Annotated in this window: 22 protein-coding genes; 15 read left to right on the forward strand and 7 right to left on the reverse strand. The window is 44.4% G+C overall.

What is annotated here, in order from left to right; genetic code table 11:
- Window positions 1–118 precede the first annotated feature (118 nt).
- From AAFF35_RS07620 to AAFF35_RS07640, 5 genes are all read left to right on the forward strand, one after another.
- Window positions 119–991, forward strand: a complete 873-nt coding sequence (locus AAFF35_RS07620; protein ID WP_342331830.1) for a pirin family protein — start codon at window positions 119–121, stop codon at window positions 989–991.
- 15 nt (window positions 992–1,006) lie between these two features.
- Window positions 1,007–1,315, forward strand: coding sequence for a GNAT family N-acetyltransferase (locus tag AAFF35_RS07625; protein WP_342331831.1), 309 nt, complete (start codon window positions 1,007–1,009; stop codon window positions 1,313–1,315).
- A 28-nt stretch (window positions 1,316–1,343) separates the two neighbouring features.
- Complete coding sequence (locus tag AAFF35_RS07630) at window positions 1,344–1,643, forward strand: GNAT family N-acetyltransferase (RefSeq protein ID WP_342331832.1); 300 nt, start codon at window positions 1,344–1,346, stop codon at window positions 1,641–1,643.
- Between the two features lie 95 nt (window positions 1,644–1,738).
- Entirely contained in the window at window positions 1,739–2,158 is a 420-nt protein-coding gene (locus AAFF35_RS07635; RefSeq protein ID WP_342331833.1) for an OsmC family protein, read from the forward strand.
- 101 nt (window positions 2,159–2,259) lie between these two features.
- The gene (locus AAFF35_RS07640) at window positions 2,260–3,660 is read left to right on the forward strand and encodes a pyridoxal-dependent decarboxylase (protein WP_342331834.1); all 1,401 of its coding nucleotides are present in this window, start codon (window positions 2,260–2,262) and stop codon (window positions 3,658–3,660) included.
- 11 nt (window positions 3,661–3,671) lie between these two features.
- On the opposite strand, the gene AAFF35_RS07645 is transcribed toward AAFF35_RS07640, so the two are convergent.
- Together AAFF35_RS07645 and AAFF35_RS07650 are read right to left on the reverse strand one after the other, a co-directional pair.
- Window positions 3,672–4,427 carry a carbon-nitrogen hydrolase family protein gene (locus tag AAFF35_RS07645; RefSeq protein ID WP_342331835.1) on the reverse strand — a complete coding sequence of 252 codons (756 nt, stop codon included), beginning with the start codon at window positions 4,425–4,427 and terminating at the stop codon, window positions 3,672–3,674.
- Window positions 4,414–4,965, reverse strand: coding sequence for a GNAT family N-acetyltransferase (locus AAFF35_RS07650; protein ID WP_342331836.1), 552 nt, complete (start codon window positions 4,963–4,965; stop codon window positions 4,414–4,416). Before AAFF35_RS07650 ends, AAFF35_RS07645 begins: the two co-directional genes overlap by 14 nt.
- Window positions 4,966–5,109: 144 nt before the next feature.
- Between AAFF35_RS07650 and AAFF35_RS07655 the strand changes: the two genes are divergently transcribed.
- Entirely contained in the window at window positions 5,110–5,652 is a 543-nt protein-coding gene (locus tag AAFF35_RS07655) for a GNAT family N-acetyltransferase (RefSeq protein ID WP_342331837.1), read from the forward strand.
- Between the two features lie 77 nt (window positions 5,653–5,729).
- On the opposite strand, the gene AAFF35_RS07660 is transcribed toward AAFF35_RS07655, so the two are convergent.
- Window positions 5,730–7,259, reverse strand: coding sequence for a choice-of-anchor I family protein (locus AAFF35_RS07660; RefSeq protein WP_342331838.1), 1,530 nt, complete (start codon window positions 7,257–7,259; stop codon window positions 5,730–5,732).
- Window positions 7,260–7,508: 249 nt separating this feature from the next.
- On the opposite strand from AAFF35_RS07660, the gene AAFF35_RS07665 reads away from it, so the two are divergent.
- Together AAFF35_RS07665 and AAFF35_RS07670 are read left to right on the forward strand one after the other, a co-directional pair.
- On the forward strand, window positions 7,509–9,431 hold the full coding sequence (locus tag AAFF35_RS07665) for an ATP-binding protein (protein ID WP_342331839.1): 1,923 nt from the start codon (window positions 7,509–7,511) through the stop codon (window positions 9,429–9,431).
- Between the two features lie 162 nt (window positions 9,432–9,593).
- Complete coding sequence (locus AAFF35_RS07670; RefSeq protein WP_342331840.1) at window positions 9,594–9,983, forward strand: VOC family protein; 390 nt, start codon at window positions 9,594–9,596, stop codon at window positions 9,981–9,983.
- A 2-nt stretch (window positions 9,984–9,985) separates the two neighbouring features.
- Here AAFF35_RS07670 and AAFF35_RS07675 read toward each other — a convergent pair whose 3' ends face one another.
- The 3 genes from AAFF35_RS07675 to AAFF35_RS07685 are packed head-to-tail and all read right to left on the reverse strand — an operon-like array spanning window position 9,986 to window position 12,690.
- Window positions 9,986–10,576, reverse strand: coding sequence for an LUD domain-containing protein (locus tag AAFF35_RS07675; protein WP_342331841.1), 591 nt, complete (start codon window positions 10,574–10,576; stop codon window positions 9,986–9,988).
- Entirely contained in the window at window positions 10,569–11,945 is a 1,377-nt protein-coding gene (locus tag AAFF35_RS07680) for a LutB/LldF family L-lactate oxidation iron-sulfur protein (protein WP_342331842.1), read from the reverse strand. The genes AAFF35_RS07675 and AAFF35_RS07680 overlap by 8 nt, the downstream gene beginning before the upstream one ends.
- 4 nt (window positions 11,946–11,949) lie before the next feature.
- The gene (locus AAFF35_RS07685) at window positions 11,950–12,690 is read right to left on the reverse strand and encodes a (Fe-S)-binding protein (protein WP_342331843.1); all 741 of its coding nucleotides are present in this window, start codon (window positions 12,688–12,690) and stop codon (window positions 11,950–11,952) included.
- Window positions 12,691–12,948: 258 nt separating this feature from the next.
- Here AAFF35_RS07685 and AAFF35_RS07690 point away from each other — a divergent pair, with 258 nt between their 5' ends.
- The 7 genes from AAFF35_RS07690 (at window position 12,949) to AAFF35_RS07720 (ending at window position 20,954) form a co-directional block, all read left to right on the forward strand.
- The gene (locus AAFF35_RS07690; protein WP_342331844.1) at window positions 12,949–13,983 is read left to right on the forward strand and encodes a LacI family DNA-binding transcriptional regulator; all 1,035 of its coding nucleotides are present in this window, start codon (window positions 12,949–12,951) and stop codon (window positions 13,981–13,983) included.
- 50 nt (window positions 13,984–14,033) lie between these two features.
- Window positions 14,034–15,236 carry a glycoside hydrolase family 88 protein gene (locus tag AAFF35_RS07695; RefSeq protein WP_342331845.1) on the forward strand — a complete coding sequence of 401 codons (1,203 nt, stop codon included), beginning with the start codon at window positions 14,034–14,036 and terminating at the stop codon, window positions 15,234–15,236.
- A gap of 103 nt (window positions 15,237–15,339) precedes the next feature.
- Window positions 15,340–16,182, forward strand: a complete 843-nt coding sequence (gene kduI / locus AAFF35_RS07700) for a 5-dehydro-4-deoxy-D-glucuronate isomerase (protein WP_342331846.1) — start codon at window positions 15,340–15,342, stop codon at window positions 16,180–16,182.
- Window positions 16,183–16,244: 62 nt separating this feature from the next.
- Window positions 16,245–17,384 carry a DUF4861 family protein gene (locus tag AAFF35_RS07705; RefSeq protein WP_342331847.1) on the forward strand — a complete coding sequence of 380 codons (1,140 nt, stop codon included), beginning with the start codon at window positions 16,245–16,247 and terminating at the stop codon, window positions 17,382–17,384.
- Window positions 17,385–17,395: 11 nt separating this feature from the next.
- Window positions 17,396–18,166 (forward strand): SDR family NAD(P)-dependent oxidoreductase, encoded by a 771-nt coding sequence (locus AAFF35_RS07710; RefSeq protein WP_342331848.1) that lies wholly within the window; start codon window positions 17,396–17,398, stop codon window positions 18,164–18,166.
- A gap of 4 nt (window positions 18,167–18,170) precedes the next feature.
- Complete coding sequence (locus tag AAFF35_RS07715) at window positions 18,171–19,613, forward strand: sulfatase (protein WP_342331849.1); 1,443 nt, start codon at window positions 18,171–18,173, stop codon at window positions 19,611–19,613.
- Window positions 19,614–19,697: 84 nt separating this feature from the next.
- Window positions 19,698–20,954, forward strand: a complete 1,257-nt coding sequence (locus AAFF35_RS07720) for a DUF2264 domain-containing protein (protein WP_342331850.1) — start codon at window positions 19,698–19,700, stop codon at window positions 20,952–20,954.
- Between the two features lie 98 nt (window positions 20,955–21,052).
- Here the strand turns inward: AAFF35_RS07720 and AAFF35_RS07725 are convergent, their stop codons facing one another.
- Window positions 21,053–21,448, reverse strand: coding sequence for a hypothetical protein (locus AAFF35_RS07725; RefSeq protein ID WP_342331851.1), 396 nt, complete (start codon window positions 21,446–21,448; stop codon window positions 21,053–21,055).
- Between the last annotated feature and the right edge of the window lie 69 nt (window positions 21,449–21,517).

The following is a 21,517-nucleotide window of genomic DNA, read 5'->3' on the forward strand; positions in this document are numbered from 1 at the left end:
TTCGAATCACTTCTTATCCTACATCAATGTGGGGGTCGCAGCGCTTGGGTATCTTTGTATACAATAATTCAAACAAAGAATATTGTTTGGGTGATTACCTAAAAAAAGGAGAAACAAAATGAAAAAGTTAATTGAAAAAATCGTGACAAATTCTGGCAGACCACATATGGTTGGTGATGGATTCAGGGTATTTAATTATATCCCCGGAGCAGGCATTCCTCAGGAGAGAATAAGTCCGTTTTTACTTTTGGACTTTAATCCTGAATATGATTTCGGTCCTTCAAATCACATGAGAGGAGTCGGTGTCCATCCACACAAAGGTTTTGAAACGGTAACGATCGCCTATAAAGGAACGGTTGCACACCATGACAGTACCGGAGCCTCAGGAATCATCAATTCCGGAGACGTACAATGGATGACCGCAGGAAATGGAATCCTGCACAAAGAATACCATGAAGAAGCCTTCTCTAAAAAAGGTGGTCCTTTTGAAATGGTGCAATTGTGGGTAAATCTTCCTAAAAAAGACAAATCTACTACGCCACATTATCAGGAGTTGACTGCTGCGGGAATGGGGAAAATAGAATTGGCGGATCATGCAGGCGTAGTGAATGTCATTGCCGGAAACTTTAATGGTGTGGCAGGTCCTGCAGCAACTTACAGCCCGGTGAATTTGTTTGACATCAAGTTGAATGAAGGTGGAGAAGTGAGTACCAGCATCCAGGCCGGACACAATACCGCATTGTTGGTGGTCAATGGAAGCGTCGAAGTGAATGGAGAGATTGCCGGAGAACACAGCTTTGTCTTGTTCAGAAACGAAGGAGAGGAAATTCACCTTAAGGCCAACCGGAAAAGTGTTATCTTGGTATTGAGTGGGGAGCCTTTGAATGAGCCTATCGTCAGTTATGGTCCCTTTGTAATGAATACAGAAGAAGAAATCAGTCAGGCTATCGTTGATTTCAATATGGGTAAATTTGGTGTATTAGCAGATTAATTAATATTTAAAGATATGAATGAGGAATATGAAGTACTTCCCCTGGTTAAGAACTCAGAGGAGAAACGTTTTGAACTAAAGGTAGGTGAGTATACTGCATTTATCGACTATAAGGAGCACGATAAAAAGATCTGGCTGATTCATACAGAAGCTCCTGCCGAATTGCAGGGTAAAGGGGCCGCAACAGCGGTGATCGAGAAAACCCTGGCTTATCTTGAAGAAAACGGATATACACTTATTCCCATCTGTCCGCTGGTAGCGGCTTATCTGAAACGCCACCCGGAATGGAACAGAATTTTAGACCCAAGTGTTAAACCTCATTAAGAGGTTTAACACTCCAATTGAAATACAGATGTCTGAAACTTTTGAAGTCACACATAATAAAGAACAGCTTCAGTTTGAAGTTGCCCTGAATGGGGAGAAAGCGATCCTCTCTTATCGTTTGTATAAGAAAGATATTGCCATGATGCACACCACGGTGCCTAAAGAAATGGAAGGTAAAGGCATTGCTTCTGCATTGGCAAGGTATGCTTTTCAGTATGCCGCTGAGCAACATAAACCGGTCATGGTGTATTGCCCTTTTGTTTCCGGATTCATCAAGAAACATCCGGAATACCGCAAACAGCTGGACCCGGAATATCACCGTCAATAAATGATACACACATTGCCTCAATAGGCCTGATAAGCCTGCTGAGGCAATGACCTATAAAACGAGTCCTATAAAAACGAACAGACGCTTTTACAAAAATGGAAAAAAAATATATCCTGACCGAACCTTTGGTGGCCAGCATTGCTGAGATCAAATACCAGACGAAAATAGAATGGAGAAATGGCGTATTACTTTCGGATGAGCCGGTAAGTTTAGGCGGACAGGACCTTGGGCCTGATCCTTACACTCTATTGTTGTCCTCCCTGGCAAGTTGTACCCTCGCTACCCTTCGCATGTATATTGACCGTAAGGAATGGAGCGTTCCTGAAATTACGGTGAAAGCAAACCTCTTCCAGAGAATTGAAGCAGGAAAACTAGTCACCACCATTGAAAGGGCCATCTTTTTCAACCAGCCGATGGAGGCTGAACAAAAAGACAGGCTGCTGAAAATCGCGCAATCCTGCCCGATTTCCAAAATTCTAAAGAACGAAGTGCAGATCATTGACGACGTTTTTTAATTCTACCTCTTCCAACTGTCACCCTCAAAATAAATAAATCTGCATGGTCTTTATGCAGATTTATTGTTGAAAATTTGTGTTATCGATTAACAAGAAATAACATGAACGAGATTTTAAAAGGGGACCTGAATGACCTGGAATTGATTTTAAATCAGGTGAAAGCCGAGGGGCTGGAATTTTTAAATGGAATCAACGACAGGAGAACAAGTACAAACACTGAGCCGATGCAGTACGATGATCTGGAAGTACAAGGTTCAGGTACGCTTGCTGCGCTCGCCGCATTTAAATCCCGTTTCGATGCTATTATTGTGGCTTCTACCGGCCCAAGATATTGGGGTTTCGTTACCGGAGGATCAACTCCGGCGGCCATTGCAGGCGACTGGCTCGCTACGATTTACGATCAGAATACCCAGACGGTTAAAGGACAGGGAGACATTTCTGCCAATATTGAACTGGAAACCGTCCGGTTGCTGCTGCAATTACTCGGACTTCCGGAGGAGGCCTATCTTGGTGGTTTTGTAACCGGTGCAACGATGTCTAATTTCAGCTGTCTGGCTGTCGCCAGACAATGGCTTGGTGCACAACAGGGAGAAGACATTGCTAAAACCGGGGTTTCCGGGACGTTGAAGGTCTTATCGGCAATGCCACATTCTTCTGCGGTAAAATCACTCGCTTTATTGGGATTGGGGAGTCAGAACCTGATCAAAGTAAAGGTGATGCCCGGCAACAGGGAGGCCATGGATCTGAACGATCTGGAAAAACAGATGCTGGAATTAAAAGGAGCACCTTTTATTCTGATTTCCAGTGCAGGAACGGTAAATACCGTAGATTTTGATGATTTTGAAGCGATCTCTAAATTAAGGGAGCGCTATCAATTCTGGTGGCATATCGATGCAGCTTTTGGTGCTTTTGCGGCATGTGCCCCGGCTTATGCGCATCTGTTAAAAGGATGGGAGCAGGCAGACAGCATCACAGTAGATTGCCATAAATGGTTAAATGTTCCTTATGAGAATGCCTTTTTCCTGGTTAAAAAAGAACATCGCCTGTTGCAGATGGCCAGTTTCCAAAATTCCAATGCTCCTTATCTTGGAGATCCCCTGGACAACTTTAACTACCTGAATTTCTTACCTGAAAATTCCAGGCGTTTGAAGGCTTTGCCGGCCTGGTTTTCCCTGAAAGCTTATGGTGCCAAAGGATACCAGGATATTGTGGAAGGCTGTATTGCCAGAGCAGAGCAACTGGCAGATTTTATTGAAAAAGAGGATGCCTTTGAGCTTTTGGCTCCGGTACGGTTAAATACGGTTTGCTTTACGCTGAAAGGAGCAGCGGATCAGGCCTTTGAATTTCTGAGGATCCTGAATGATCAGGGAGTGGTCTTTATGACGCCCACTGTTTACGACGGGAAGCATGCGATCAGGGCTGCTTTTGTGAACTGGAGAACTACAGAAAACGATGTGTTGATGGCGATTGGAGCATTAAACGAGGCCTTAAAAAAGATTTAAGACCTGTTGCTTTAGTTTGCTGTTCTTGCAGACCAGACACCATTTTCTTTTGTGGCGATGAGCAGGGCTTCACCTGTTCCTTCCACTTCATGCAGGAGCGTTCCACCGGCAGTCCAGATGGCATTCCGTCCTGCGGCATCGTAACCTCCGGAAGGGGCGCCATAGTTGGACAGGATCACGGTCAGCTGAAATTCTGAGGCATAACTTTTTAAGAAGGCTGCGTCTGTTGCATAACCCTTTTTACTGATCAGTGCACTCGGGAAATAAATACTGCTCTTGCTTTCAAAAGCCTTTGCTGCATGTTCATGATGCGTCAGATCGGCACAGATGGCGCAGAAAATTCTTTCTTCATCCAGATGGATGATGACGTCTTTCTGATCTGCCTGAGCGGTGAAAAAAGCATCTTCAGAACCCAGATGAAGAAATTGTTTGGTGTATAAGTCTGTTTTTCCATCCGGATAAAAGAGGAAGGAACCGATATGAAGACCGGAATCAGACCGTGCTGGTGCCCCAACGATGATGATCATGTCGTGTTGCCGGGCTGCCTGAGAGAAAACTTCCAGTCTTTGATCATTTAAGGAGAATGCCAGCTCATCGGCCAGGTCCATTTCATATCCTGTTAACGACAACTCCGGAAAGCAGATCAATCCTGCCTGATGTTGCGCTGCGCGCGCAATCAGTTGCAGGTGGCTTTCGGTATTGGCGGCCACGTCACCTCGTTTAGAAATGGATTGGGCAGCCGCTATAATGGTTTTATGATCCTTCATGTTGTTTTTTTAACCAGTCTTCTTTTGTGATTTCAAACCAGTCGCAGGTGATCCCTTCATGGTCAAATTGTTCCGTGATTTTAAGCCCGGACTTATGCAAGGCATGTCTTGAACCTGCATTTTCTCCATGTGCCATGGCATAGACATGGGTTAATTGAAGCGCCTCAAAAGCATATTTCAAGGCTGCCTTAGCCGATTCGGTGGCATAACCCTTGCCCCAATGTTGTTTAAGAAAGCGGTAACCTACTTCATAAAAATGAATGCGGTTATTGGTTTCTGTAGTGATGAATTTTAAACCACCCCAACCTACAAATTCATTACTTTCTTTATCGATAACTGCCCATCGGCCAATGCCGTTTTCTTCATATTGCTGTCTGATGAACCGGATGTTTTCTTCGCTTTGTGAAAGCTGGGTATAAGGTTTGTTTCCTAGATATAGATGAACTTCAGGATCTGAGTCCATTTCAAACATTTTTTGACTGTCAGATAATAGGAGCTCCCGCATAATGATCCGTTCTGTTTCTGCAAAAATTTTCATATCTCTTCTTTTTATGGCGCTGCTGGCCAAAATCGGCATAATCTTCTGCAATTTCAATTGAGTGATGTTTTTTATTTGTAAATAAGTTTTTGATTCTATAGTTTAAGGAAGAAAAATATTCTTAATATTGAGCGCTCAATCACTATGAAAATCAAGAAGATAACTACAGAACGTCTTTACTTAATTCCATTTACGATCCCCATTGCAGAGGAAGTACTGAATCAACGATACACGATCTTGTCGGATATGGGGCTGAATCTTAATCAGGGCTGGCCTGATGAAGACATGTTGGAAACGTTGCCCAGAATTGTAACCAATCTGGAGTTGGTGGAGGAGCCATCGGGTTTTGAATCCTGGCTGATCGTTGAGAAAGACAGTAAAGCAATCATCGGGGATATCGGTTTTAAAGGGAAGCCGGATCTGGAAGGATCAGTAGACCTTGGTTATGGCATTGTTGATGCAGCAAGGCGCAAAGGTTATGCCGTTGAAGCCGGAGCAGCACTGATCAAGTGGGCATTTAAGCAACGGCAGGTGAAGGTCATTACCGCCCGCTGTATGCACGTGAATGAAGGTTCTACCAAGACCCTGGAACGTTTGGGCTTTTATCAGAAAGTGATCAAAGAAGAGATGGTGCATTGGTTTCTGCTAAGAGAACCTGGTTCAAAGCTAATCAGCGCCCTTTCTTAGTCCAGGATATTGTACCAGTATAAGCGATAAAAAAAGGCAATACCAAATCTGGTATTGCCTTTTTAAATTCAAGTGATTTATATCGTTTTTGGCGTGTACACTTTGACTACACCATCTTTTTCACTGCTGACAATCAGCAAACTCTTTTTCGTCGGACTGTTTTTGGCAGAGATAAAAAGTACCCCTTCCGGTTCTACACCAGTTTTTAATATCTGAAGAAAAACAGGGGCTGAAGGATTGGTTACATCATAGGTCGCGACAGAAGTCGCCCTTTCCATCCCAACGAAGGCTAGTTTTTTAGTACCTACTGAGCCAATCGCTATGCCTTCCGGTTCTACACCCTTGTCGTCACTTCTTTTATCGTCGTAAAAACCTGCAGCGATGGCTTTTACTTCAAGTTCGTTTTTGCTGTCGAACACCTGCGCACCGCTATTGCCGTTCCATACACTGAATGAGCGTGCACCAAAGGAATACAGTTCTTTAAAGATGCCGTCTCCATTGGTATCTCCCATAGTCGTCGTGATGTTGAGATTTCCCAGTTGATCCTCTTTTTGCAACAGGCTGGCGGTAGGGAATGCGGTTGGGTCGAGCTTTACATCTTTGATTCTTTTTGCTTCCAGGAAGGGAGCTGCCGCATATTCCCTCACATCACCTTCGTTTGCAGTGAACAAATATGGTGTTCCTCCGGATTCTAGCAGTGCGATGGCATCAGGAAGGTACATGCCTTTCACTGGCCATTTTCCTAAGGTGGTCACCTTGTCTTTATCACTTGGATCGATTCCGTTTGCGTCTGTATTGTAGTCCTTGAAGCCCAAAGGGAAGATATCTGTAATGGTTTTCGTGGCAATATTGATCTTTGCGATGGCATTGTTTTCCTGTAGGGTTACCCAAGCTGTTTTTGAATCTTCAGAAACGGTAATGTACTCCGGTTCGATGTCTTTCAGGAAGTCTTTACCAAGACCAAAAATGCGGAAGCCTTTTTTTGCCAATGCCTCTTGTTGTCCGGAAAAGCCAGCGAAATTAAGGGTGTTGACCAGGTAATTCTCATTTACGGAAATGATGGAAACGGTACCAACAGGGTCTACGGTATAATCTGCACTTGGCTCACCTTCATTGGCAGTTAGTATATATTTTCCATCAGGAGAGAAGGTGATCATATCCGGAAGTGCACCTACCGTGATCACTTTGACTTCGCTGTAATCACTCGTTTTAAAAACAGCTACTTTGCCATTTTCTGTTTTGTTAACCGCTTCAATGGCTGCGGCAAGCTTTCCATCGTGCACGCTTAAGCTGTTCACGAGGCCGCCATATGGAGCGATGCTGATGGTCCCGATCTTTGTCATGTTTTTCGGGTCTTTGAAATCAATCACATCTATCCTGTTGTTGTTTGCGGTATTGTTCACCACAAATAAACGGTTTGTGATCGGATCAAAGGCTGTAATTTCTGCCGCTCCTTCATCGCCGATATCCAGGCTGCCGATCTCTGCAAAAGTAGCAGGATCTTCGTTAACAATGACTTCCGGTGTTTCTTCCGGTGTCTTAACGGTGTCTTTTTTGCAACCCAGGAAGGCGAGTAACATTAAACCAAATAGTAAGTTTTTTTTCATAAAAGGAGGTTCTTTAGGTAAGTAAATGTGGCTTGATTATAAAATTTATGGTGGTTCCAATCCGACAAAAGTAGGTTTGAGATGTTATCGGGCCTTAAGGTCTGGATTATGATATTGTTAACGATAGCGGAGCATTTAGTGATAAAAGACATTATTGAAAATACTTCCTTCTTATTTCGTGCTTAAAAGAAACATGGGCATAAAAATTGTACTTCTCCAGACCTGATTTAAAGGTTAATTTCAACAGATATGAATAATGGTTACTCAAAAGATTTGGACGATTCTCTATACACAGGAGCGATGTTTCAGTCTTTTTTTAAAGACGCTCCTCAATCTGTTGTGATTAAGGCAAATGCTCCTTATTTTACCATTCTCGCAGTCAGCGACCGCTTTGTAGACATTTCGCTGAAAAGCAGGGGGGAATTGCTCGGAAAAAACCTGTTTGATGTTTTTCCGGACAATACAAAAGATCCTTCAGGGAAGGAACGTGCGTTGTCGGCCATCACAGAGGTGATGAAAACCAAAAAGAAAGTAGACCTTCCCATTTATAAATACGACATCTATTCCAGTGAAACCGGTAAGATGGAACCTTTTTATTGGTCAAACTCGAATCAGCCCATCTTCAACGAAGCTGGAGAAGTGAGCTATATCGTGAATACCACCAGTAACGTTACGGCACAGGTGATGCTGAAAGAAATGGCTGCGACTTCAGAAGAGAACCTGGTTTTGCAGCAGCAACGCTTAAACAAGATGTTTTTGAAGGCACCAATGGGGATTGCCTTATATTCAAAAGACGATTTTGTGATCGAATATGCCAATGAAGCCATTTGTAAAATGTGGAACAAAGGTGCACCCGAAGAGGTTCTTGGACATTCCATCTTTGACCTGATTCCTTCTTTACAAGAAGCCGGTTACCGGGAAATCTATAAGCAGGTGGTCGAAACAGGTATTCCTTATCTCAGCAAAGAATCGCCTGTGACTTACGACCGTAACGGGGTAATGGAAACGTATTACTTTGACCTGAACCTGGAACCTGTCTACGGACTGAAGAAAGAAATTACAGGCATGCTTTCCCTGGCAAATGAAGTGACAGAGCAGGTGTTGACGAGAAAAAATATTGAAAATGCAGAGGAGAGACTCCGCCTTGCATCTGAAGCCACAGGAATAGGAAGCTGGGACCTGGACCTTCAAACGCGGGAGATCATTTATTCTTCCAGTCTGGCAGACCTGTTTGGGTATCCGGGAGTTACTAACCTGACTCATGAGCAACTTCGCGCTTTCATCCACCCTGAAGATACCGGAGCGGTAGAAATCGCTTTTCAAACTGCGCTGATCTCCGGGAAGTATAATTATCAGGCCAGAATCATCCGCCCGGACAAAGTTATTTACTGGATTAAAGTGATGGGAAAAGTCTTGTTCAGCAAAGAGGGGACACCATTGAGGATGTTGGGGACGGTCATGGACATTACGGAAAGCAAACATGAGGAAATTCAAAAGAACGACTTTATTGCCATCGCTAGTCATGAGTTAAAAACGCCATTAACCTCTTTAAAGGCCTATGCCCAATTGCTTAAAACAGGGAAAGGGGTGTCTGATCCGACTTTTGTAAGCAGCATTGGAACGAGGATAGAAGGTCAGATCAATAAGATGACGAAGCTGGTTTATAGCTTCCTTGACCTTTCTAAAATAGAATCGAATAAAATAGAGCTGACCAGGGAACTGATCGACCTGAACCAGATCATTTCTGATGTGGCCAGTGATTACCTGTTTCAGGAGAAAAATCATCCCGTTACTTTTGAGGCGGAAGAACTGCCTTTAATCTACGCAGACCGTCATAAAATTACACAAGTGATCGACAACCTGATCAGCAATGCGATTAAATATTCTCCTCAGGGAGGAAAGGTATTGGTGACGGCAAAACGACAAGATCAGGAGGTCCTGGTTGCGGTGGAAGACCATGGAATTGGAATCGACAACAACCATACTAAAAAGATCTTTGACCGCTTTTACCGGATTGATGATCTCCAGGTAAAGAATGCTTCGGGTTTTGGCATCGGCCTGTACCTCTGTGCAGACATCATCGCCCGCCACGACGGGAAGATCGGTTTGAAAAGTGAGCCTGGGGTGGGAAGTGTTTTCTTCTTCAGTTTACCGATCCAAGCCGGATACTAAAAATATCTTTCCCATCTCCTGATTATTCATTTCTATTTTTTACAAGCCGTTCTTTTAAGGGAAAGGATCGCTAAATATTTTTTTTAAAGAAAAATTAAATCGCTAGTTTTATCATGATGAAAGCATGATCGGCTCATCACCCTCGGAAAACAAGATATACAGATGAAAAATTATTTAGGAAGAATGATCGTTTTGGTCAATGACTATGAGGCCGCTGCAAAATTTTATGAAAAGAACTTTGGCTTTCATCGCCTGTTTGATACGACTTCGCCTGAGGGAGAGCGGTACCTTCATTTGGGCACAAAGGGGGAAAACGTGCTTGGCATCTGGCTGATGCTGGCAACAGGAGCGGAGCAGCAGCAAAAAGTTGGTCATCAGACCGGAGGCGCACCCTTAATGGTGATTTATACCTCCGATATCATAGAACTCTACCAGCAGCTGATCGTGAATAAAGTGCAGATCAGTAAGAAACCCATGCTGGGCGATAGCTTCCGCTTTCTTCATTGTCTGGATTTGTATGGCAATGAGCTGGTTGTGGTAGAGCTGAACTGAGCTTAACTGTCAGCCATAATAAAGACCGTCATTTTTTTTGGCCCATGGGCACCCAGGACCAGCGACTGCTCGATATCAGCCGTCTTTGAAGGCCCTGCAATGAACGTTCCGAAACCATACACCGCATCGGCTACCTGTCCATAGGCCTCATGCATATTGGAGTAAATCTCTTTCTGCTGAACCACCACAGCCAACTGCTGGCAAATAAAAGGAATCACCCTTTGTTGCATTAACTCTTCTGTTACCCAGAGCGCGGCATTTTCTGCGACCCCAAAATGGGCTTTGATCAGGGCGATGTCTATGTCTTCATAGCTGTGCGGATCTTGTCCTTCCCATCCTGCTTCTGTAACGCCGGAAAGCTCCGGCAGGGTCGAAATGATCCTTTTTTGATCTGCAAAATGTGTTTTTATATAGTCCTGAATCTCTTCATAACTGCTTACCGGAACTGCGGTTCCGCCAATGTTGCCAAGCACGGTACTGAACATGGCTACAGGATCCGCATATTGCAGCGGGGCTGTTAATTCAGCAGGTAAACTGGTTAATTCCGGTTGATTTTCTTTGATGCGGGAAAGGATCTCTGCTCTGCTATTCATTGTTATTTTTCTTGTACCATTCACTGAAAGACTGTTTTGGTGGCTCCGGCATATCGCGTTGTTTATACCAGGCATTGAGCTTATTGTTGACCAGGAAAGGTATATTTTTCATCACCCAACGGCCAGCTTTTCCTGCGGTTTTATAGACGAAAGGACTGGATAAGGTGAAGTCCATCGCCTTCATGGCTACTGCTTTCTTCGTGTCGGCATAACCTTCTTTTACGATGACTTGTCGCCATTTATACAGCTGCTCATGGATGTTGATCTTTACGGGGCATACATTGGTGCAGGAACCGCAAAGCGTAGAGGCAAAGGGTAAATCTGCATATTCCTTCATGTCCAGGTTAGGCGCAAGGATGGAACCTATCGGGCCGGCAATGGCGGTATGGTAACTGTGTCCGCCGCTTCTGCGGTAAACCGGGCAGGTGTTCATACAGGCTCCACAACGGATACACTTTAGGGAATTGCGGAAATCTGCTCTTCCCAGTTGTTTGGTCCGTCCATTGTCTACCAGAACGAGGTGCATTTCCTGTCCGGCTCTGGGTTTGTTAAAATGACTGGAATAAGTGGTGATCGGTTGTCCGGTCGCACTTCTGGCAAGTAATCTTAAAAATACCGACAGGTGTTTTCTTTTCGGGATGATCTTTTCAATGCCCATGCAGGCAATGTGTACCTCAGAAAGGTGTGCTCCCATATCTGCATTTCCTTCATTGGTACAAACGACAAATTCTCCCGTTTCGGCAATGGCGAAATTGACACCGGTAATGGCGGCTTTCCGGGTCAGGAACTTTTCCCGAAGGTGAACCCTGGCGGCGGCAGTCAGAAACTGAGGGTCTGACTCCCCTTTAGGCGTGCCGAGGTGTTCGTGGAACAATTCCCCGATCTCTTCTTTCTTTTTATGGATGCAGGGCAATACAATATGACTTGGTGGTTCTTCCGCGAGCTGAACAATGCGCTCGCCAAGGTCGGTATCAATGACTTCGATGCCGCTCTTTTGAAGGTGCTCATTCAGGTGACATTCTTCCGTTAGCATGGATTTGCTTTTTACAATCCGGGTAACGCCTTTTGCTTTTAAGATGGAATGGACGATCTGGTTGTGTTCTTCTGCATCGGCAGCCCAATGTACGGTGATGCCGTTTTGCTGCGCCTTAGCTTCAAACTGCAATAAGTAATCGTGCAGGTTGGAAAGTACATTGTCTTTGATTTGCGAAGCATTTTCGCGGAGTGCTTCCCATTCCGGAAGGGTATGAGCGGCTTTATCCCGTTTGGCACGAACAAACCAAAGGGTTTCATCATGCCAGTCTACACGTGCTTCATCTTCGTTAAATATATCGGCTAATCCTGCGTGGTCCTTTGTTCCTGTGTTCATCTGTTTAAACTTCTTCTGCATTTAAGATCTCAGCGATATGTAAAACCTTCACCTGGCTGTTCTGGCGGCGTAAGATTCCTTCCATGTGCATCAGACAGGACATGTCTGCCGCGGTGATGTATTGGGCACCATGGCTGACATGATCAGCCACGCGGTCTTTCCCCATTTTCACGGAGATCGCTTCTTCTGCTACGCAAAAGGTACCTCCAAAACCACAGCATTCATCCGGACGGCTCAATTCTACCAGTTCCAGATCCTGCACCATTTGCAGCAGTTGCATCGGTTTTGAAAATGGAGCGGCAACGAGTTCTGTCATCTGCGACATCTTTAATCCGCGCTGACCATGGCAGCTTTGGTGTACGCCTACTTTATGAGGGAAACGTGCGGTTAGCTGCTCCACCTTTAAGATGTCGGTTAGAAATTCTGTCAGCTCATATACTTTTTTACGGACGCTGACCGCCTTTTCTTCCTCCTCATGACTGTGCAGGTGTTCTTTAACATGTAAAACGCAGCTCCCGGAAGGAGAGACGATGTAATCAAACTCCGCAAAGTTTTTAATGAAAAGATCATTACAGCCGGTCGTGAGGTGCTCAAATCCGGAGTTGGCCATCGGTTGCCCGCAGCAGGTCTGATGAATGGGATAACTCACTTTAACGCCCAATTTCTGCAGGAGTTTCAAAGTGGCAATTGCCGCATTCGGATAAAACTGGTCAATGTAACAGGGGATAAAAAGGCCTACGCGCATAGCTGGAAAATTCCTATAAAAAATGGAAGGTAGATTTTTTTATTGAATTATGAAAACCTTGGTAAAACGTTGGTATGGTCGTTCTGGCCCTGATCTTAAGGGAACGGGGATTTACGGAAACAGCGTCAATTGCGCTTAATATATTGCCAAAATAATGAAGGAAATATTGTCACCTTTAAATTACTGAAAACGTTTTCATTTTGTTGCAGAAATGACTAGCTTGCCTTTGTTTAATTTCCAATAGTTTCAATTTTATTAATGAATAAGGACAAAAAACCACAAGAGAACACGATTCTTGACATTGCGGAAGCTTTAAAGCTTTCTCCGGCAACAATATCAAGGGCGCTGAATAACCATCCTCATGTAAAAGAGAAAACGAAAAATGATGTCCTGAAGATGGCGGCTCAACTGGGGTATAGAAGAAACCAGATGGCTTCCGGATTGAGGAGCAATAAAACCCATACGGTCGGACTGATCGTTCCCCGTATTTCTATGTTTTTTCATGCGGAAGTCATCACTACCATTCAGAATAGCTTACATAAACATGGATACAACCTGATCATTTGTCAATCCAATGACCTCCTGACGATGGAGCAGGAGCTGGCAGAGATCTTATATTCTTCGAGAGTAGATGCATTGATCGTGGCCTGTACCTTACAAACTACAGATTTTAGTCATTTCAATAGATTGGTAGACAGCGGAATTCCGGTGATCTTTTACGATCGTGTTCCGCTCGATCCTTACAATGCTACTTTTATTAAAGGAGATGATTTCAGAGGCGGTTATCTGGCCACTTCACACCTGATCGAAACGGGCTGCAAAAGAATTGCGCACATTTCCGGAAAACTGACTTCTAACCTTTACCAGGACCGGACGGCAGGATACCGGAAGGCGATGGAGCAACACCAGCTTCCGGTTAATGAAGACTGGGTGTTTCATCAGGAACTGACGCATGAAAATGCCAGGGAAGCGATGACAAGGATGTTCGAAGGACCAGTGGTTCCTGACGCTTTGTTTGCGGCCAATGATGTGACGGCCATCGCCGCTTTGGAATTTGCAAAAGAGAATGGGATTGTTGTTCCGGATGGGCTGAAAATGATCGGCTATTCCAATGATCCCAGGACCTCGATCATTTCCCCTTCCTTGTCCACGATTGAACAGCATCCAGGTTTGGTAGGCAAAAAGATTGTAGAAGTATTGATGGATTTACTGAAGAACGGACATGAAAACACGGAGGTCAAAGCCAGACCTTATGTGATTCCGGTAGACCTGATCAGAAGAATGTCCTCTTAAGGGGCAATGAATAATGTGTTTAATATAAAATTTGAAATAAATAATTGATTATGCGGAAACTTGTAGTTTTTTTTAGCTGTTTGATGATGAACAGCATGGTCACGATGGCCCAGAATGATGCGGGAAAGATTGGAATGGGGCAGTTGATTGATGAACAGTTTAAATTTGCGGAGCAGCAATACAAGGTACTGGCCAAAAATGTTCCGGCAGATGTAATGCCTCAGACCTATAATGCCAAGACAGATAAAGTGCAAACGAGTGATACCAAATGGTGGTGTAGTGGTTTTTATCCCGGAACCCTTTTATATATCTATGAGTATACCAAAGATGCAGAGATCCTGAAAGAAGCGAATGCCCGCCTTGGCATCCTGGAAAAAGAAAAGCATTATACCGGTAACCATGACCTTGGTTTCATGATGTATTGCAGTTTTGGAAATGCCTACCGTCTTTTTAATAAACCGGAAGATAAAGCCACGATTGATACTGCTGCGGCTTCGCTAACGACCAGATATCGCCCTGCAGCGAAAGTGATCCAATCCTGGAATGCCAATAAAAAATGGGGCGGTCCGGTGATCATCGACAACATGATGAACCTGGAATTGCTGAGCTGGGTGAGCGACCATGGCGGGGATAAAAAATATAAAGAGATTGCGATTACCCATGCAAACACGACCTTGAAAAACCATTTCCGTCCGGATTTCAGTTCTTATCACGTCGTAGATTATGACATGAAAACGGGTAAAGTTGTAAAGAAACAAACGGCTCAGGGAGCTGCTGATGAATCGGCATGGAGCAGAGGACAGAGCTGGGGACTGTATGGTTATACGATGATGTACCGTTTTACGAAAGACAAACGTTACCTGACCCAGGCAAAAAATATAGCCAAATTTATCCTGACCAATCCACACCTGCCGAAAGACCTGGTTCCTTACTGGGACTTTGATGCGGAGGAAATTCCGAATGCACTTCGCGATGCTTCTGCAGCTGCTGTAAATGCTTCTGCTTTATTGGAACTGGCGCAATATTCGGATAAAAAAGACCGTAAAATGTATGTGGCTGTAGCAGAAAAGATGATCCGCTCCCTTGCTTCAGATGCTTACCGTGCTAAACTTGGAGAAAATGGTGGTTTTCTATTGATGCATAGCGTAGGTTCTATCCCTCATAAATCAGAAATTGATGTGCCTTTAACTTATGCGGATTACTACTTCCTGGAAGCTTTACACCGCTATAAAAACTGGTACTTAAAATCATAAAACATCCAATAAAACACTAAAAATACGCCTGAAAATCACTTTTTAGTTTAATTAAGCAAGAATAGGGGCGAAAACATAACATTAACAACATAAAAAACATAAGATGCAAACATATTTTGAAAGCAGGTTCGCACTGAGCCCTAATGAAGGAAAACAATTAGATACCCAGGCTTTACGCGATAACTTCCTGATGGAAAAGCTTTTTGAAGCGGATGCCATCCACCTGACTTTATCTCATTACGACCGCTATATTTTTGGTGGTGTGATGCCGGTAAAGGAAACGGTATTACTTTCTAATCCGGAAAACCTGAAGGCAAACTATTTCCTGGAAAGAAGAGAGCTGGGCATCATCAATGTTGGTGGAAAAGGAACTGTAGTTGCTGATGGAACGAGTTATGAAATCGATTTCAAAGAAGCTTTATACTTGGGGAAAGGCACAAAGGAAGTAAGTTTTAGCTCGGCCGATGCCAATGCTCCTGCAAAATTCTATATTAACTCTGCACCGGCACACCAAACGTATCCCTCAAAGAAAGTTTCTAAAGCAGAAGCGGAAGTGGTAGAATTGGGTTCGGCAGCAACGGCCAACCACAGGGTGATCAATAAACTGATCGTGAACAGTGTGCTGCCTACCTGTCAGCTGCAAATGGGAATGACGGAGCTGAAAAGCGGCAGTGTATGGAACACCATGCCGGCACATACCCACGACCGCAGGATGGAGGTATACTTCTATTTTGAAGTGCCACAAGGACAAAGTGTTTGTCATTTTCTGGGACAACCTCAGGAAACCAGACACATCTGGATGCAAAATGAGCAGGCGGTCATTTCACCGAACTGGTCTATCCACTCCGGAGCAGGAACGAGCAATTACACCTTTATCTGGGGCATGGCGGGAGAGAACCTGGATTACGGAGATATGGACCATTGTGCCATCACCGAATTGAGATAAATCATTCATAAGGCTGCCCGGAATCTTCTGAGCAGCCTTATCAACTTAAACTGTAGGAACCAATGAAGAAAATAATCTTGTTTTTGTGTGCATGTGCGACCTTGCCTTTTGTGCTTTCTGCGCAAACAAAAAATGGCAAAGCGATCGTCAGCATTCAGAATACTTCAAAAATTAAAAGAACGGGAGCCGTAACGGCAATCTCCTGGAAAAGCATACTTTCTAAATTCCCGGGCATTGATACGGGAAATTTTAAAGTCCTCAATGCTGCCCGGAAGGAAGTCCCTTTTCAATTGATCTATAAAGGACAGGCCGATCCTCAGCAATTGCTGGTTCAACTGGATGTGGCGCCAAATGCTGCTGTTAAACTATCCATTGTTCCGGGGAAAGCGGCTAAGGCTGTTCAGAAGACTTTCGGCCGTTATGTGCCGGAACGTAAAGATGATTTTGCCTGGGAAAATGATAAAGTGGCCTTCAGAATGTATGGCAAAGCTTTGGAAGCGACCCCAAAAGAAATGGCTTATGGCGTAGACATCTGGGGTAAACGGACCAGCAGGATGATTCTGAATGAGCGTTATAAAAGAGGAGAATACCATGTAGACCATGGGGATGGCAACGACTATTACCATGTCGGCCTTACTTTGGGTGGAGGTGATATTGCGCCTGTTGTGAAAGATAAAATCTATTACCCGATGAATTACCGCAACTGGAAAATCCTGGATCAGGGACCTTTGCGCTTTACCTTCCAGCTGATCTACGACAACTGGGATGTGGATGGAAAATCGGTAAAAGTGACCAAAACGATTTCACTGGATGCCGGTTCTCATTTGAACAGGGTGGAAGCGAATTATGAATATGCAGGGACAGATGACTTGCCAGTCGTGGTGGGCATCATCAAAAGGGCAGAACCCGGAAAGCTTTTATTGGATGAGCAACAAGGGATCATGGGATACTGGGAGCCTCAGCATGGCGCAGATGGCATCACCGGAGTCGGTACCATCGTAGCTGACCCTAAACTGAAAATGAAGGTGAGCAATGAACAATTGTTAACCCAGACGAGTACAAAAAACGGAACAGCGATCGTGTATTACAATGGCACGGCATGGAACAAAGCACAGGAAATCACCACTGCAGCCGCATGGTTTGATTACCTGAATAATTTTAAACAAGCACTGGAACAGCCACTAAAAGTAACTGTTCAATAAACTTATAAAATATGTCAGTATTGAATTTATTTAATTTAAAAGGCAAAATAGCCTTGGTTACCGGTTGTAAACGTGGAATTGGTAAGGCAATGGCCGAAGCCCTTGCAGAAGCAGGAGCAGACATCATTGGGGTTTCTGCAAGCCTGGAACTGGAAAATAGTGCCGTTGAGCAGTCTGTAAAAGCATTGGGCCGGAATTTCTCCGCTTATCAATGTGATTTCAACGACCGCAATTCTTTGAAAAGCTTTATTGAAACGGTGAAAGCAGCGCATCCGGTGATTGATATCCTGGTAAACAATGCCGGAACGATCCTTAGACAGCCGATTGCAGAACATTCAGACGAATATTGGGATGAGGTGATTGCGGTAAACCAGACGGCTCCCTTTATCCTGACCCGTGAAATTGGAAAAGAGATGATTTTGAGAGGGAGTGGAAAAGTGATCTTTACCGCTTCCTTACTTACTTTCCAGGGCGGAATTACCGTTCCGGGATATGCGGCAAGTAAAGGCGCGATTGGTCAGCTGACGAAGGCTTTTGCCAACGAATGGGCCTCCAAAGGGGTGAATGTGAATGCCATTGCACCGGGTTATATCTCTACCGATAATACCACGGCTTTAAGGGCTGATGAAAATAGAAGCCGCTCCATTATGGAACGCATTCCTGCCGGAAGATGGGGAGAAGCGGAAGACTTTAAAGGGCCGGCTGTTTTCCTGGCTTCTGAAGCTTCCAACTACATGCATGGGACAGTGATGACGGTAGATGGCGGATGGATGGGGAGATAAGCGCATGAAAAGGCTTTTACTTCTGATAGGAATGCTCACGTCAGGGCTTTCTATGCACGCACAAGACAAAAAAGCGAGCCGTCCCAATGTCATCATCATCAACATGGATGATATGGGCTACGGAGATACAGAACCTTATGGGATGACGGGTATTCCAACGCCTAATTTTAACAGGGCAGCAAAAGAAGGAATGCGGCTGACTCATTTTAATGCAGCGCAGGCAGTTTGCAGTCCTTCCAGAGCGGCATTGTTAACCGGATGTTATCCAACCAGACTGAGCCTGGCCCATGCTTTAAGTCCTGAAGCCAAAACGGCTTTAAGTACTTCGGAAGAAACAATTGCTTCCTTATTGAAAAAGGCAGGATATAAAACAGGGATGCTGGGCAAATGGCACCTGGGCTCAAAAGCACCTTACCTGCCTGTGCATTTCGGTTTTGACAGTTTTTACGGCCTCCCATATTCTCATGACATGTGGCCGGTAGGATACGATGGAAAACCATTGGATTCCAGTACTTACAGAGGAAAGTATCCACGTTTGCCCCTTCTGGAGGGAGATCGTGTTGTGGCCTATAATGACAACCTGGAAGACCAGGGAAAACTCACTGGAACCTTAACAAAGAAAGCGGTTGATTTCATCAGCAGTCATAAAAATGAACCCTTTTTCCTATACCTTGCACAGCCGATGCCACATGTTCCTTTAGCAGCATCTGCGGCGTTCAGGGGGAAAAGTGAACAAGGACTGTTTGGAGATGTCGTGATGGAACTGGATTGGTCGGTAGGACAGATCATGAAACGCCTGGACGAACTGAAATTGTCTGAAAACACGATCCTGATCATTACCAGCGACAATGGCCCATGGTTAAACTATGGCGATCATGCGGGCTCTTCAGGAGGTTTAAGAGAAGGAAAAGGAACGGCCTGGGATGGCGGAACAAGAGTACCTTGTATCATCCGCTGGCCAGGGAAAATCGCGGCAGGAAGTGTCAACTCCCAGCTGATGGTTAATATCGATTTATTACCAACGATCGTTTCCATCACGAAAGCGGCTTTGCCAAAAAACAGAATCGACGGAATGGATTTTTCTTCGCTCTTAACCGGGAAAACAGAGCAGGGACCAAGAACGGTGTTTTACTATTATTATGACGTCAATAACCTGAAAGCAGTGCGTTATCAAAATTGGAAGCTGGTCTTTCCGCATAGCTCCAGAACATATACTGCCGGATTACCGGGTAAAAACGGATATCCGGGACCTGCACCTGATGCTCCGGTGAAAATGGCCTTGTACAACCTTTCTCACGATCCGGGAGAACAATATGATGTACAGGCGAGCTATCCGGAGATCGTTAAAAAAATCGAAGGATATGCAGAAGAAGCAAGGCAGGATCTGGGGGATGACCTGACGAAACGTATCGGGGCCAACAGAAGACCTGCAGGAAAAGTAAACTAATGTTGATGATGAAATTGAAAATTAAAGCATGGTCCTTTGCCTTGCTGATCATGGGTTAATACGAAAACAACCAAATATATTCTAATGAAAAGAAGAAACTTTTTTAAGATTGCCCCTTTAGCCGGATTGTTCGGGTTTGTAAGTCCGGGTAAGGCCATCGCTGCCATTCCAGAGACTTTCATACCTGCAAAGTCGGACCGGGAGTATTGGGTGTCACTGATGACCCGCATTGCAGAGCCGGTATTGAAAAACCTGAGCAAAGGGGAGTTAAAGAAAAATATGCCTTTGGAAAAACCTGTGGGTTATGGAAAGAAGGTAGAAGAGGTTACTTATCTTGAAGCATTGGGGCGTACGCTGGCAGGAATTTCAGGATGGCTGTCTTTACCTGCTGATCAAAGTGCAGAAGGTGAAAAGAGGGCCGAGTTCGCGGAAATGGCGAGAAAGAGCATTCTGAATATCGTTAATCCGGCTTCTCCTGATTATACCGATTTTGTAAAAAGGGGAGAATCTCAATTGCTTGTCGATGCGGCATTTTTGTCGCACGCTCTTTTGCGCGCTCCTTTACAACTCTGGGAACCGCTTCCGGAGGAGGGGAAAAAGCAGGTCATCAGTGCATTGAAAAGCCTTCGCTGGATTAAACCCGGACCAAGCAACTGGTTGTTGTTCTCGGCAATGGTAGAAGTATTTTTATTGAAAGTTGGTGCAGAATGGGAGCAGGAACGGGTAACTTATGCCATTGACAAACATAAGGAATGGTACAAAGGGGATGGCTGGTATGGCGATGGTGAGAAGTTTCATTTTGACTATTACAATGGCTTTGTGATCCAGCCCATGCTGGTGGATATTCTGAAAGTTCTGGTAGAAAAAGGATTGGCGAAAACAGAGGAATATGAGCTGATGCTGAAAAGAATGCAGCGTTATGCCGCCTGTCAGGAGCGCATGATCTCTCCTGAAGCGACTTATCCGGCAATCGGAAGGTCTGTGGTTTATCGGGTGGGGGCTTTCCAGCCACTGGCACAATTGGCATGGAATGGTCAGTTGCCAAAGATGATCAGTCCGGCGCAGGTTCGTTCTGCACTCACGGCGGTTATGAAAAGACAATTCGAAATGAAAGGTACGTTTAGTAAAACAGGATGGTTACAGCTGGGGTTCTGCGGACATCAGCCACAGGCTGCAGAAACCTATATCAGTACCGGAAGTTTATATTTATGCAGTGTGGGGTTTTTGCCTTTAGGCTTACCTGCGGATGATGTTTTCTGGACAAGTCCGGCAGAAGACTGGTCAGGGAAAAAGGCCTGGTCAGGGGGCATGTACCAGGAAGACCATGCGGTAAATTTTTAAAACAGGCAATAAGGTTTTAAAATTGAAAGCGGCTGTGTTTATGAATTTGTTCATAAACACAGCCGCTTTTTTATTAAAGATTGCTTTCGGTTAATTTTCTAAAGTCTTATAAACCGAAAATTACATCCTTCTACACATGGCGGACTAAGTTCTAAAATTTTTGCGTTGACCGTGTAGGAGACGATTTGAGGGCTAGGATGATCCTTATAGGTAATTTCCAGTTTTACACTGTCCACAACCTTGTAACTCAATACTTCTTGTCTCAGGCCAAGTCCTTCTATTTTTCCAGATTTATCAATGGTCAGGTACTTTGCCGGACCGGTTTCTTTTTGATATTTGCCACTGCCTTTTTCTGTACCATAATTCCTGGTTTCAGTAAGTTGCCATTTGCCGTAAATCTCACCGGGACCCGGAGCTGGATCAGCCTTACTTTTTTTACAAGAGATGCTGAGTCCGGAAATACTGATAAATAATATAAGTAATACTTTTTTCATGTCTAAAGAAATTTATTACTTAAACGATCCTGATTTGGTAAACGCTACAGTTAACTGATTTTATATCAG

Source organism: Pedobacter sp. FW305-3-2-15-E-R2A2 (assembly GCF_038446955.1).
Classification (GTDB): Bacteria; Bacteroidota; Bacteroidia; order Sphingobacteriales; family Sphingobacteriaceae; genus Pedobacter.